20 protein-coding genes and 1 riboswitch are annotated in these 13,945 nt (G+C 22.8%); of the genes, 7 read left to right on the top strand and 13 right to left on the bottom strand.

The window, feature by feature from the left end; translation table 4 throughout:
* Positions 1-41: 41 nt before the first annotated feature.
* Complete coding sequence (locus AAHM78_RS08180) at positions 42-860, bottom strand: IS5 family transposase (RefSeq protein ID WP_342254934.1); 819 nt, start codon at positions 858-860, stop codon at positions 42-44.
* 56 nt (positions 861-916) lie between these two features.
* Here AAHM78_RS08180 and AAHM78_RS08175 point away from each other — a divergent pair, with 56 nt between their 5' ends.
* A complete protein-coding gene (locus tag AAHM78_RS08175; RefSeq protein ID WP_342253082.1) occupies positions 917-1,453 on the top strand; it encodes a hypothetical protein in 537 nt (178 codons plus the stop codon).
* 560 nt (positions 1,454-2,013) lie between these two features.
* Here the strand turns inward: AAHM78_RS08175 and AAHM78_RS08170 are convergent.
* From AAHM78_RS08170 to AAHM78_RS08120, 11 genes are all read right to left on the bottom strand, one after another.
* Positions 2,014-3,252, bottom strand: a complete 1,239-nt coding sequence (locus AAHM78_RS08170; RefSeq protein ID WP_342255042.1) for an IS256 family transposase — start codon at positions 3,250-3,252, stop codon at positions 2,014-2,016.
* A gap of 291 nt (positions 3,253-3,543) precedes the next feature.
* Positions 3,544-4,782, bottom strand: a complete 1,239-nt coding sequence (locus AAHM78_RS08165; protein ID WP_342255102.1) for an IS256 family transposase — start codon at positions 4,780-4,782, stop codon at positions 3,544-3,546.
* Between the two features lie 100 nt (positions 4,783-4,882).
* Positions 4,883-5,065, bottom strand: a complete 183-nt coding sequence (locus AAHM78_RS08160; RefSeq protein ID WP_342253089.1) for a hypothetical protein — start codon at positions 5,063-5,065, stop codon at positions 4,883-4,885.
* Positions 5,066-5,068: 3 nt separating this feature from the next.
* Complete coding sequence (locus AAHM78_RS08155; protein WP_342253090.1) at positions 5,069-5,329, bottom strand: hypothetical protein; 261 nt, start codon at positions 5,327-5,329, stop codon at positions 5,069-5,071.
* Between the two features lie 2 nt (positions 5,330-5,331).
* Complete coding sequence (locus AAHM78_RS08150) at positions 5,332-5,526, bottom strand: hypothetical protein (RefSeq protein WP_342253091.1); 195 nt, start codon at positions 5,524-5,526, stop codon at positions 5,332-5,334.
* Positions 5,526-5,822 (bottom strand): hypothetical protein, encoded by a 297-nt coding sequence (locus tag AAHM78_RS08145; RefSeq protein ID WP_342254933.1) that lies wholly within the window; start codon positions 5,820-5,822, stop codon positions 5,526-5,528. Before AAHM78_RS08145 ends, AAHM78_RS08150 begins: the two co-directional genes overlap by 1 nt.
* Positions 5,822-6,460, bottom strand: a complete 639-nt coding sequence (locus AAHM78_RS08140; protein WP_342254932.1) for a hypothetical protein — start codon at positions 6,458-6,460, stop codon at positions 5,822-5,824. The genes AAHM78_RS08145 and AAHM78_RS08140 overlap by 1 nt, the downstream gene beginning before the upstream one ends.
* Positions 6,453-6,620: a hypothetical protein gene (locus AAHM78_RS08135; RefSeq protein WP_342253094.1), complete on the bottom strand. Its 168-nt coding sequence runs from the start codon at positions 6,618-6,620 to the stop codon at positions 6,453-6,455. Before AAHM78_RS08135 ends, AAHM78_RS08140 begins: the two co-directional genes overlap by 8 nt.
* Before the next feature lie 119 nt (positions 6,621-6,739).
* Positions 6,740-7,546, bottom strand: coding sequence for a recombinase RecT (locus tag AAHM78_RS08130; RefSeq protein ID WP_342254931.1), 807 nt, complete (start codon positions 7,544-7,546; stop codon positions 6,740-6,742).
* 1 nt (position 7,547) lies between these two features.
* A complete protein-coding gene (locus AAHM78_RS08125) occupies positions 7,548-8,210 on the bottom strand; it encodes a PD-(D/E)XK nuclease family protein (protein ID WP_342253096.1) in 663 nt (220 codons plus the stop codon).
* A complete protein-coding gene (locus tag AAHM78_RS08120) occupies positions 8,197-8,358 on the bottom strand; it encodes a hypothetical protein (RefSeq protein WP_342253097.1) in 162 nt (53 codons plus the stop codon). Before AAHM78_RS08120 ends, AAHM78_RS08125 begins: the two co-directional genes overlap by 14 nt.
* 110 nt (positions 8,359-8,468) lie before the next feature.
* On the opposite strand from AAHM78_RS08120, the gene AAHM78_RS08115 reads away from it, so the two are divergent.
* The 3 genes from AAHM78_RS08115 to AAHM78_RS08105 all read left to right on the top strand — a co-directional run bounded on the left by AAHM78_RS08115 (position 8,469) and on the right by AAHM78_RS08105 (position 10,239).
* Positions 8,469-8,879: a transposase family protein gene (locus AAHM78_RS08115; RefSeq protein WP_342254930.1), complete on the top strand. Its 411-nt coding sequence runs from the start codon at positions 8,469-8,471 to the stop codon at positions 8,877-8,879.
* A gap of 118 nt (positions 8,880-8,997) precedes the next feature.
* Positions 8,998-9,714: an IS1595 family transposase gene (locus AAHM78_RS08110; RefSeq protein WP_342254929.1), complete on the top strand. Its 717-nt coding sequence runs from the start codon at positions 8,998-9,000 to the stop codon at positions 9,712-9,714.
* A 150-nt stretch (positions 9,715-9,864) separates the two neighbouring features.
* Entirely contained in the window at positions 9,865-10,239 is a 375-nt protein-coding gene (locus AAHM78_RS08105) for a transposase family protein (RefSeq protein WP_342255101.1), read from the top strand.
* On the opposite strand, the gene AAHM78_RS08100 is transcribed toward AAHM78_RS08105, so the two are convergent.
* The gene (locus AAHM78_RS08100) at positions 10,199-10,525 is read right to left on the bottom strand and encodes an IS1/IS1595 family N-terminal zinc-binding domain-containing protein (RefSeq protein ID WP_342254928.1); all 327 of its coding nucleotides are present in this window, start codon (positions 10,523-10,525) and stop codon (positions 10,199-10,201) included. The genes AAHM78_RS08105 and AAHM78_RS08100 overlap by 41 nt on opposite strands.
* A 583-nt stretch (positions 10,526-11,108) precedes the next feature.
* Between AAHM78_RS08100 and AAHM78_RS08095 the strand changes: the two genes are divergently transcribed.
* From AAHM78_RS08095 to coaE, 3 genes are read left to right on the top strand one after another with little or no spacing between them, the layout of a single operon-like run.
* Complete coding sequence (locus AAHM78_RS08095) at positions 11,109-11,936, top strand: purine-nucleoside phosphorylase (RefSeq protein WP_342254927.1); 828 nt, start codon at positions 11,109-11,111, stop codon at positions 11,934-11,936.
* Positions 11,911-12,849, top strand: a complete 939-nt coding sequence (tsaD, locus tag AAHM78_RS08090; protein WP_342254926.1) for a tRNA (adenosine(37)-N6)-threonylcarbamoyltransferase complex transferase subunit TsaD — start codon at positions 11,911-11,913, stop codon at positions 12,847-12,849. Before AAHM78_RS08095 ends, tsaD begins: the two co-directional genes overlap by 26 nt.
* Positions 12,850-12,859: 10 nt before the next feature.
* Entirely contained in the window at positions 12,860-13,453 is a 594-nt protein-coding gene (gene coaE / locus AAHM78_RS08085; RefSeq protein WP_342254925.1) for a dephospho-CoA kinase, read from the top strand.
* 192 nt (positions 13,454-13,645) lie between these two features.
* Positions 13,646-13,811, top strand: a riboswitch (cobalamin riboswitch).
* The last annotated feature ends 134 nt before the right edge of the window (positions 13,812-13,945 follow it).

Here is a 13,945-nt window from a genome sequence, read left to right as displayed (position 1 = left end):
ATTTATTTGATCTAATTTTTCTCATTAGACTTGGTGCAAAACTAAGGTAATTCAAAATTATATATTCCTGCTATTAAATTAAATCTTAATGCAAATCTTCGTATTTTATTGCGATATTTTAAACTTAAAATTTTAAAACGTTTTAGTTTAGCAAATACGTGTTCAATTTTAATTCTAATTTTACTTAAAGTTTTATTGTATTCTTTTTGAATTGGTGTTAATTGATTGTATTTACTTTTTTTAAATGGCAAAAATGTATTTTTATGAATATTTTGTATACCTTGATAACCTGAATCAACAAAAACTTGTTTTTCTGGATGAATAAAAGTTTTAGATTTTAGAAGCAATTTAAAATCATGAATGCTTCCAAAACAAAAAGCAGTTGAAATAATTTTTCCATTGGAAATATCAATAATTATTTGGGATTTGAGAGAATGATGTTTCTTTTTACCTGAAAAAAGTAATTTTAGTTTTTTTTTAATTCTTTCAATTGGAGTTTCATTAGCATCAATAGCTAACAAATTATTATTAGTACCTTTATTTTTTGTTAAATCTTTTTTTCCAGGTAAATTAAAAATTCCGCTTTTTATTAAAATATTTTCAATTCAAAAAATATTATGAATGCAACTAGTATGACTAATATTATATTTTTTTGCAATAACTATATAACTACTATAGTCTTTTCAATATTCTAAAGTCATTAATAAACGCTCTTCAATTACAATTTTATTTTTTCTACCACCATAATATTTTTGTTTAGACTCAGCAATTTTTAAAATTTCAAGCATTTTATAAAGTGTTTGTGGCTTTATGCCGACTAAACTATAAAATTCTTGATCATCTTTATATTTTTTCAACATAATAACTATCACCTTTAATATTAATAATAATCGTTAAATTGTTAAAATTAAAGGTTTTGCACCAAGTCTATTATAAAAGTTTTACTATTTATTATGAATATAATTTTGAAACAATTGAAAATAAACACAATGAACAAGGTATAAATTTTAATACAACAGAAAGTTTTAATCCAGCAAAAGAAGTAGAAACTACAAGTATAACTATTAATTTAAAAGATTTAATATTTTCAAATCCACAAGATAAAAATGTTAAAGATTGAAAATTAGTTCCTAATGTTCAACCTTACTCTGCTTTTGGATATGCTTATAATTCAACAATATTATCTGATTATAATCTTGCTGGTTATACATTTACATTAACTGAAAGTTATTATGGAATAAAAGAAGAATTAACAACAGATAGTGCATGTGGCATTAATATATTAGATATTAGTAAAAATAATAATTTAATATGAAAATTTAATATATACATAAATCTTGGGAAAATAGAAGCAATTTATGGAGATGCGGTTGGTGAAAAAGTTGGATATGGTAAAAGATACATTTCTAATTCAACTTTAAAAGTTACAAAATTAATATTTAACAATAGATAATTTAATATTCTTTGTTATAATTTTACTATTAATTTACAAAGGAGTTAAAAATGGATTTACCTAGTACAATTGCTTTACTAATTGCTATAATATTACCAATAATAACTGCATTTATTTATTTTGGATTAAAATTATGTTTAAAAAATAATTATTATGGTGTTTTATTACTTTTTATTGCATTAAATGTTTTTGGATTAATTTTTGGTTGTTGTATTATTTCTAATTTAAGATATAAAGAAAAAAAACATTATATAATAAGATAAATGATTATTTAGATAAACAAGAAAAAAATGATTAAAAATAAAAATTGCATTGTTTGTAATAATGAATTTACTATAATTATTATTGATGTTGATAGTTCTTTTTACTTATATCATTGTAGTGGAATATGTTATGAAAAAACTTTGATAAAATATAAATATTAATGTTATAATGAAATGAACTTACTTATGTAAGTATATGAAATAAAAAAGTTCTCAAAATTATGTAATTGTTAGGTTGGCACCTAATTAAAAAGTTGAGGCTTTTATGTAATCTGTGTATCTTTGTTTTACAAGGTACTAGTTTAGATTAATTCTGTCTTCAAATTTTATCATAAAATGAGCAATTGCTGTATTTCAATTTTGAATGGGCATTGTTCATTTTTTTGTTATATTTTCGATTGCTAAGTAAAATATTTTAAAAACCGCCATATCGTTAGGAAAAACTTTTTTATTTCTTATAACTTTTCGTAATTGACTATTAACAGATTCAATAGCATTTGTGGTATAAATCACTCTTTTGATTTCTGCAGGATAACTAATAAAAACCATTAAATTATCTCAATTTTTATATCAGGATTTAGTAATTTGAGGATATTGTTTATTTCATTTATTTTCAAACAATTCTAAAGCTTGCGTTGCTTGTTCTTCACTACATGCACTATAAATTGGTTTTAAATCTGCAACTAGTGCTTTTCGATGTTTGTATGAAACATATTTTAAACTATTTCTAATTTGATGAACTATGCATAATTGATGTTCGGTTTTAGGATAAACTGATTGTATTGCTTCTGACATGCCTGTTAAATTATCGCTACAAGCAATAAGAATATCATTTAAGCCTCGATTTTTCATTTCTGTAAAATTAGATAATCAAAATTTAGAACCTTCATTTTCACTAATTCATAAACCTAAAACATCTTTTTTACCTTCTAAATCAACTCCTAGTGCTATATAAACTGATTTGTTAATAATCCGTTTATCTTGTCGTACTTTAACTACTATACAATCAAAATAAACAATCGGATAAATACTTTCTAATGGCCGATTTTGCCATGCTTTGACATCATCAATAACATCATCAGTAATTTGACTAATAACACTTTCACTAATATCTGCACCATGATATAACTCTTGCAACTGCATTCTAATGTCAGATACTGTCATACCTTTTGCATATAGTGAAAGAACTTTTTGATCAAAACCATCAAATCTTCTTTGTCTTTTTGGCACTATTACAGGAGTAAAATTACTATTACGATCTCGTGGTACATCAATTTCAATTTTACCTTCTTGAGTTATTAATTTTTTTGAAGTTATGCCATTACGAGCATTTTCACTATTACTATGTTGATTTTTTTCATATCCTAAATAATTTTGCATTTCAGAATTCAACATTTTTTCCACTAATCTTTTTGTTAATTCTTTATATAAACCTCCTTCTTTAAAAACTGTTGTTAAATCTTCAGTATTTTCTAGTAATAAATCTACTGCTTGTGATATTGGATCATTATTATTAATGTTTTGTTTTTTAACCATTTGTAACTCACTCTTTCTGGTCATTTAATTATATTTACTAGAATTAATTAAACATAGTTATTTTTGTAAGTTACACAGATTACTAAACATTACCAAAAAGTTACCAATAAGGTAACTTTTTTTATGTAAAAAATCCCTAATTAAAGGGATTAGATAGGAAAGCGATAGACCTTATCCTACTACTTTTAAAGTAGGTACTTTTTACATACTTATATTATATCATATTTTCTATATTTAATATAGATAATTTGAGGATTTTATGTAATCTGTGTATCTTTGTTTTACAAGGTACTAGTTTAGATTAATTCTGTCTTCAAATTTTATCATAAAATGAGCAATTGCTGTATTTCAATTTTGAATAGGCATTGTTCATTTTTTTGTTATATTTTCAATTGCTAAGTAAAATATTTTGAAAACCGCCATATCGTTAGGAAAAACTTTTTTATTTCTAATAACTTTTCGTAATTGACTATTAACAGATTCAATAGCATTTGTAGTATAAATTACTCTTTTAATTTCTGGTGGATAACTAATAAAAACCATTAAATTATCTCCATTTTGATATCAAGATTTAGTAATTTGAGGATATTGTTTATTTCATTTATTTTCAAACGATTCTAAAGCTTGCATTGCTTGTTCTTCACTACATGCACTATAAATTGGTTTTAAATCTGTAACTAGAGATTTTCGATGTTTGTATGAAACATATTTTAAACTATTTCTAATTTGATGAACTATGCATAATTGATGTTCGGTTTTAGGATAAACTGATTGTATTGCTTCTGACATGCCTGTTAAATTATCACTACAAGCAATAATAATATCATTTAAGCCTCGATTTTTCATTTCTGTAAAATTAGATAATCAAAATTTAGAACCTTCATTTTCACTAATTCATAAACCTAAAACATCTTTTTTACCTTCTAAATCAACTCCTAGTGCTATATAAACTGATTTGTTAATAATCCGTTTATCTTGTCGTACTTTAACTACTATACAATCAAAATAAACAATCGTATAAATACTTTCTAATGGCCGATTTTGCCATGCTTTGACATCATCAATAACATCATCAGTAATTTGACTAATAACACTTTCACTAATATCTGCACCATGATATAACTCTTGCAACTGCATTCTAATGTCAGATACTGTCATACCTTTTGCATATAGTGAAAGAACTTGTTGATCAAAACCATCAAATCTTCTTTGTCTTTTTGGCACTATTACAGGAGTAAAATTACTATTACGATCTCGTGGTACGTCAATTTCAATTTTACCTTCTTGAGTTATTAATTTTTTTGAAGTTATGCCATTACGAGCATTTTCACTATTACTATGTTGATTGTTTTCATATCCTAAATAATTTTGCATTTCAGAATTCAACATTTTTTCCACTAATCTTTTTGTTAATTCTTTATATAAACCTCCTTCTTTAAAAACTGTTGTTAAATCTTCAGTATTTTCTAGTAATAAATCTACTGCTTGTGATATTGGATCATTATTATTAATGTTTTGTTTTTTAACCATTTGTAACTCACTCTTTCTAGTCATTTAATTATATTTACTAGAATTAATTAAACATATTTATTTTTGTAAGTTACACAGATTACTAAACATTACCGATAATTTAGTTATTATTTCATTCAATATTTTTATAATCATTTAATAATTCAATTATTTCATTTATAAAATTTTCATTAAATGAACTAGATAATGCTATATTTTCATAAATTAAATCATTTTCAAAATCTAATTTAATATTTTTATCTTTATCTACTTTTAATTTAATTAAAAATTCACGTTTAGTCATTATTTACTCCTTATTTTCATTATTAAGATATTCTATTATTTTATTTATTCTTTCATTTATTATTTCAAACATTTCTTTATGAATATCTAACATATTATGAAAATGATTTTCTTGCATATCTATTATTTTTCTTAAATGTTTAAAATCTATATTTTGCATTTTTAAAATATGTTTTTCTTTTATTTTAATTATTAAAAATAAATTAATAGTTCACATTATACTTATAATAATTCATATTATTAATGCATATTCATATCAATTCATAATTACTCCTTATTTTTATATTCATTTTTTATTTCTTTTATTTTATTTTTAAATTGTTTTTTATGAAAATAACACATATTAAAAAATTGAACTACACCATCTTCTACGTTTAAAGTTTTTAAAGTAACTAATACTTTACTATTACAATCTTTAACAATACATTTAAGTAATACTTTTTCTTGTTTTTGTTTTTGCATTAATCAAATTCTCCATTTTCAATTTTATCCATTAGTAAATTAATTTTAATTACTGGTAAATTTATTAAATCATTTTCAAAATTAATAAATTCTTTTATTAAAAATTTAATTATTTTTTGTTTATATTGATTTATAGCAAATTCTTTTCTTTCTTGATTTATTTTATTAATTATTTTTCAATGATTTTCACAATAAACTCTATTATTATTAAAATCTTGATGTGGTTGAATTTTATTATATTCTTCACATCTTATATTATTTTCATAATAATCACATTGTCATCTTATTATCATCATTATTTATTCTCTTTATTTAAATAATATCAACCAATTAATAAACTATCTGCTTCATCATGATTAGTAATATTAAAATCTCATTCATTTTCTGAAATAATGATTTGTGCCATTGCTAATGATGTTTCTTTTGTTCATTTTTCATTTTTAATATCTCAATATGCTCCAAAAGGTCTATTTTTATATCATTTCTTTCATTCACTTGGACTTATTAACATATTTTTTGTTAATAATTTATTAAATTGTCCTGCAATAAAACCACGTAAATGTTCTTGTGTTTCATAACCAATTCCATTTTTTGAATGAAAAGTACCACGTTCAATAATTAAATCAAAATCACGATAACTACAAAAATTTAATACTCCATCTACATCTAAATGTTTATCAAATTCATATTCACTATATTTATTAAAACAAAAACTTTTAACAAATATTGGTTTTCAAATTATTTCATTTTCATAGCAATTTTTACATTCTTTAATAATTTTTAATGAAGCATTATCATCATTATGAATTTCACAATATACATATTGTCTAGTAGGTCAATAATTTAAATTTTTATCATATTTATATTCTTTTTCTCATAAAGTAAATCCAGTATTTTTAATACTTGGGTCAATTGAAAGTAAATAATTAGTCATTATCAAAGTCTCCATTTTTTATTGAAATTCATAAAATTTTAATAAAATCAATTTCACCTTTTATATATTGTTGCAAATCTTGATAAAATTCATCATTATATTGTTCTTCAGCATTTTTTAATTTGCTATTAAGATATTTAAATAATTTTTCTTTATTCATTATTATTTCTCCTTAATTTAAACTTAATCTTTTTAATATTTTCATTAATTGTTTATCTTTTTTTTGCAACTTTAATTCCATGTTCAACTAATTTATTATCATATTTAAATTGTTTTCTTTTATTCATTTTTAAACACTACTTTATCTAATTTCTTAATATTTTCTTTTAATTTTTGAAAATTAGTATTATTTTCTATTTCTATATTATTGTTTGGATTATCAATATATATTTTTTTATTTTCAGTAATAATTGCTTGGTCACTTTCATATGCAATTTGCATTTCAGTACTCATAATTCCCCATTTTCTTAATAATTGAGTTAATACAGTTTTTAACGCCATACTATCAAAATCACTAACAATAAATTCTTTATTTTTTGCATAAGTTTTTGAATATTTTAAAAAATGTTTTTCTATTTGTTCTTTTGACATATATAAAGTTTTTTCAAAACCATTTACTAATTGAAAATATGCTACATAACCAATAATGGGTTGTTTTAATCTTTCTAAATCATCTTGTATTCAATTAAATTCAATTCCCTTAAGTCTATCTACTTTTTTAATTTCTGTTAATCTAACATCACTTACATTAATTTCTTTATATTGTTGTGAACGTAATGCTAATTGAATATAACCTTTATATCCCATTTGAAATTGAGCATTATTTACTTTTGTATTACTATCTCAATAAGGTACAATATAACAATAACCAAAATTCTTTTCTAATGGTAAATTCAATAATACTGCTTGATAACAACTATTAATAATTGTTTCTGGATATGCTTTATCTAAACCATATTGATTTGAAATTGCTAATACATTACTTTTAAATTTTTGAATTTCTAAATTATTAATAATACCTTTTTGTCTAATAAATTTTTCTACATTACCATTATTAATATTTTTAACTAATAATTCATTTGTCATTTTATTTTAATTCCCTTCATGTTCAAATTGCTTTTTCTCATTCAATTAATAATTCATTTGTTATTTCTACTTTTATTAATTCAATTTCATTTTCTTTAATTCAACATATAAAATGTATATTTGATAATTCATAATTATTATTTTTTAATAATCAATAATATGCTATTATTTGTAATTTTGATTTTTCTAATAATTCTTTACTAAAAACTTTATAAGTTTTAAAATCAATTATTGTATATAAATTTAATTTTTCATTTTTAAATATTAAATCAGGTGTTCCTGCAACAATATCATAATTAAATGCTTTTTCAATAATATATTGTGCATTTTCAATAAATTTAGAAGGTAAATATTCTAATAATGTATAACAATAATTTAAATAATTTTCTGGAAATAAATCTTTAATAATATTTTTAATTTGATTATTTATATTTTTAATAGTGATATTTTTAAAATATAATTCTGCTACTTTATGAACTACATTACCACGAATTCTTGCATTATGAATATTAAAACAATATTTACATTTATTACATTTACAATATGAATTACCTAAATAATAATCAAGTATTTTACTTACTGATATTAATTCTTTATTTTGAATAAAATATTGATGTGTTTCTTTTTTAAAAATTAAATTATTTTTTTGATTATTTAATTGCATTTTTAATTAAATTATTTACAAAACTATTAATTGTAATATCTTCTTCTAAACACATCTTTTTTAATTCATAATAATCATTTTTATTTAATCTAATATGAATTTGTTTAATAATTAAATCTTCTGATTTCTTTTTAGGTGCTGCTACCATATTTATTCATCTCCTTTAACCTTTAATAATTCTTTTATAATAGACTTGGTGCAAAACCTTTAATTTTAACAATTTAACGATTATTATTAATATTAAAGGTGATAGTTATTATGTTGAAAAAATATAAAGATGATCAAGAATTTTATAGTTTAGTCGGCATAAAGCCACAAACATTTTATAAAATGCTTGAAATTTTAAAAATTGCTGAGTCTAAACAAAAATATTATGGTGGTAGAAAAAATAAAATTGTAATTGAAGAGCGTTTATTAATGACTTTAGAATATTGAAAAGACTATAGTAGTTATAGAGTTATTGCAAAAAGATATAATATTTGTCATACTAGTTGCATTCGTAATATTTTTTGAATTGAAAATATTTTAATAAAAAGCGGAATTTTTAATTTACCTTGAAAAAAAGATTTAACAAAAAATAAAGGTACTAATAATAATTTGTTAGCTATTGATGCCACTGAAACTCCAATTGAAAGAATTAAAAAAGGAAATTATCCCCACATGTACTAGTGTGGAGGAAAAAATGAATTGAAATGAATTCAATAGCATATTTCAAACTGAAAACGATTGTTTGAAATATATAGCGAAGTTGAAAATAATGAAATGCATCAGGTGTGCTTCTTCTAGTTTGAATACTTCTGATTTGAGAAGAATACGATGTTTGAACTGTAACCAAACATTTAGTATTCTTTATGGAACCATTTTTTATAAGTCACAGACCCAAATGACATCTTGGTTTTATCTCATCTTTAGATGAATAAACACAAAGCATGGCATACCAGCAACCGATGTTGCAAGGGAATTTGGTGTGACCTATAAAACAGATTGAAGAATGTGTCATGAAATCAGGACTAGAATTGGAAATCAAGATGCAGTTTTCATTGTTGATGGCACAGCACAGATGGATGAAATGTATCTTTCACATTTAGGTTTTAAAAAACAAGGAAGATCCTTGTTGAATAAAACTTTGATTGTTGGAGTTTATGAGAAAACCAGCAACAAACTAATTGTGAAGGTGCTGAAAAATGCAGATGAAAAAAACCTTTTAAGATTTGCATTGAAACACATTTTTACTGAGTGCTGTCTATTTACGGATTCTTGGAAGGGATATGTAAGTTTCAAAAACTTCTATCCCAAACATGAAATCGTAAATCATGAAGTTGGGTATGTGTCACCAACATGTGTAAACACAAACCAGATTGAATCAGCATGAAAGCACATACGACGAACTTTCCGAACACACATAAGAGTTTCAAAGCACAATATTCATTTATATGCAAAAGAATCAGCATATAAATTCAATAACATATCTAGTTTTGAAACTGTAATTTTGTGTTTGATTTAAATACATGCGGGGATAATTTCCTAGGTAGGCTTTTATCTCCATTTATGTGATAAAATTTAAAAATAGTACATAAAGGGATAAAAGCCTTAAAAAAAACTAAAATTACTTTTTTCAGGTAAAAAGAAACATCATTCTCTCAAATCCCAAATAATTATTGATATTTCCAATGGAAAAATTATTTCAACTGCTTTTTGTTTTGGAAGCATTCATGATTTTAAATTGCTTCTAAAATCTAAAACTTTTATTCATCCAGAAAAAGCAGTTTTTGTTGATTCGGGTTATCAAGGTATACAAAATATTCATAAAAATACATTTTTGCCATTTAAAAAAAGTAAATACAATCAATTAACACCAATTCAAAAAGAATACAATAAAACTTTAAGTAAAATTAGAATTAAAATTGAACACGTATTTGCTAAACTAAAACGTTTTAAAATTTTAAGTTTAAAATATCGCAATAAAATACGAAGATTTGCATTAAGATTTAATTTAATAACAGGAATATATAATTTTGAATTACCTTAGTTTTGCACCAAGTATAATGTAAAAAAATATTTCTTAAAGCATCAAAGCTACTTTTACAATCTTTGCATAAATATTTTTGCTTATTATTCTTAAAACCATTTTTTACACATCAATAAGATTTACAATTTGGACATTGAATTCCTTTTTCTTTAAATTTTTTATCAATTGCATCTAATTTTTCTTTTTTCTCAATTTGTTTAATTCTATTTTTAAAATGTCTAATAATTTTTATAAATTCTTCATCTTTTTTGTTTTTTAAAACATCAATTAATTCATTATTAGTCACAAAAAATCACCCCTGATATAAAAATATTACTTTTAATTTAAAATTAAAAGTAATATCAAGATTTTTTGTGAAAATTAAAATAAAATTCTTGATCATCTTTATATTTTTTCAACATAATAACTATCACCTTTAATATTAATAATAATCGTTAAATTGTTAAAATTAAAGGTTTTGCACCAAGTCTATTCAAAATATATTTTTTGTTGTAAATATTTCCGATTTTCAGAAGAACTTTTCATTTTTCTTTGGCATTCTTCTATTTCTTTTTTATTTCCTTTAGTTAAATTTTTAAACATTTATGTTTCCCACCTTTTTAAAATAAAAACTCATTTACTTTATTTTAAAGTAAATGAGTTTTTTATAAACTAAACATTATTTAGTTTTAATAAATTATACTAAAAAACTAAAAAAGGTGTTGATTAAACTTTTTTTAGAATATTTTTTATTTTCTTTAATTAGTATGAAAAGTTATAAAATTAAATTTAATTTTTAAAATAAAAAACTAGTCATTAAAAATATTAATGTTGTTACTAAATTAACAATATATTATAATAACTATTATTATTTAAAAAAAGGAGAATATATGGAAAATAAAGAAAAAATTCCAACAGCTCATATTAAAGCTGCTCGTGATCAAATTGCAAAAGTAGTAATTATGCCAGGTGATCCATTACGTGCTCAATTCATTGCTTCTAATTTTTTACAAGATTGAAAACAAGTAAATAATGTTCGTAATATGTTAATGTTTACTGGAAAATATAAAGGATATAATATTACTATTGCTGCTAGTGGTATGGGTATGCCTTCAATTGGTATATATTCATATGAGTTATTTAAATTTTATGATGTTGACTGTATTATTCGTGTTGGTAGCGCTGGTTCATATCAAAAAGATGTTAAAGTTTATGATATTATTAATACTACTAAAGTATATAGTGAATCTACTTTCGCTAAATATGCTGCTAATATTGATGAAAATCAAATTGAATCTGTTTGTAATATTAGCAAAATTATTAATAAAGTGGCACAAAAAAATGATAATGAATTTGATCAGCAAAAAAATGAAAATTCTTCGTATATAGTAAGTGAAAAAATAAATTTAAGATCGGGTTTAATTCATTCAAGTGATGTATTTTATCGTATTAATGATAATGATTATAAAACTAATCCTTTAATTAGTAAATGCTTAGCAGTAGCAATGGAATCTTTTGCCTTATTTGCTAATGCAAAACATTTAGAAAAAAATGCGGCTTGTTTATTAACAATTTCTGATTCTTTTATTACCGGTGAATCAATTTCAGCAGCATTACGCGAAACTAGTTTTAAAAAAATGATGATTTTAGCTTTAGAATCAGCAGTTGCTTATTATAAAGAAGAGGATATTGATGATAATCTTAGCGATAGAAACTAGTTGTGATGAAACTAGTGTTGCTGTTATTAAAGATAAAAAGGTTTTAAGTAATATTATTGCTTCACAAATTAAGCTTCATCAACAATATGGTGGTGTTGTTCCGGAATTAGCAGCACGAGCTCATAGTGAAAATATTGCTACTGTCTTACAAACAGCAATTGAAAAATCTAACATTTCAATTATGGATATTGATTTTGTTGCTTATACTAATACTCCTGGTCTGGCTAGTTGTTTACACGTAGGTAAAATTATAGCAGAAACTATTGCTGCTTATTTAGAAAAGCCATTGCTTCCATGTAATCATTTGTATGGACATTTGTATGCTTCTTTAATTAATAATGAATGAGAATTTCCAGTACTTGGTTTATTAGTTAGTGGTGGTCATACACAGTTGATGTTGACAAATGAACATTTAAATTTCACTATACTTGGTCAAACATTAGATGATGCTGTTGGTGAATGTTATGATAAAGTTGCAAGAATGTTAGATTTAAAATATCCGGGTGGTCCTGAAATTGAACGAAGTGCTAAATTGGGAAAGCCAACTTATAAATTACCATTACCTAAAAATGATAATAGTTTAGATTTTAGTTTTAGTGGTTTAAAATCAGCATGTGCTAATTTGATAAATAAAGAAAAAGGTAAGTTACAATTTAATAATTTTGCAGCTTCTTTTCAAACAACAGTTATTCAAGTATTGATTAATAAAATTGAATTAGCATTAAAAAAACATAATCCAAAAACTTTAGTTTTAGCAGGAGGAGTTAGTGCCAATCAGCAATTAAGATTAGCAGTATTAGATTTAAAAATTAAATATCCAAATTTAAAAATAATTGTTCCAAAATTAGAATACTGTACTGATAATGCAGCAATGATTGGTATTCTTGCAAGTTATCAAATTGAACATAAGTAAGGGTGAACTCATGATTATTGGTATTATTGGTGAAGCGGGAGTAGGTAAGACAACTGCTACAAATTTTTTTCAAAATAAAGGTGCGTATGTTATTTTTGTTGATAAAGTTGTTAAACATATTTATACACTAAAAGAAACAAAAAAAGCATTAATTAATGAATTCGGTGATACTTTTATTAATAATGATAAAACAATTAATAAAATAAAATTACGGTATGAAGCATTTCAGCACCCTCATATTTTACGTAAATTAGAAAATATTATTTGACCAAAAATGATAAAAATTGTCGAAGAAGATATTATTCGTAATAAAATACACCAAAAATTAATTGTTATTGATTGTGCAGTATTATTTAATGCAAATTTAAATTTATTAGTTGATAAAATTATTTTAATTGAGGCTGAAGAAGATAAAAAAATCCAACGAATAAAAGAACGTGATAATGTTAATGATTTACAAGTTATTTCATTATTAAATCAACAAAAAAAATATTTAATTTTAAATAAAGATATTGATTTTATTGTTAAAAATAACGGTACTATTAATGATTTTATTAAACAATTACAAAAAGTTGAAAAAAAGTTATTAACAAATAAAGTATAAAGATTAATGTTTTTTTTACTTTAAAAAACAACAGTAAAGAATATATTAAATTATTTTTGTATATTAAAATGAAAATTTTCATAATAAAAAAATTAAGAATAATTTTAAAATAGTTGAGGTTAAAAAAATACATAGTAATGTATTTATAAATTACCAAAATTGTTTTTCTTGTAGTAGAATATTTATACAACTAAATAACAAGGAACTTTAGATGTTCGGGAAAAAGATGAGAATTCTTTGCTGCCCCAGCAACTGTGATGTTGATGAACGTTACAAAACCATTGAAGATAAAACTTTGAGAAGGGTAACAAGTAAAATGAAACTAAGCCAATAGACCGGTCTAATTTTTTAAGTGATATTATATTCCTGGGTGTGAATTAATGATTATTTTTAATAATTACTTTTATTTTTTAATATTTGTAATTTTAATAAAGTAATTTTTAATAATGACAACATCCTTTATATAATATAGGGGATGTTTTTAGTTGTGTA

The organism is Spiroplasma endosymbiont of Zeiraphera isertana (assembly GCF_964030805.1).
In the GTDB taxonomy this organism is placed as follows: domain Bacteria; phylum Bacillota_I; class Bacilli_A; order Mycoplasmatales; family VBWQ01; genus Spiroplasma_E.
This window is presented reverse-complemented; position numbering and strand designations above follow the sequence as displayed.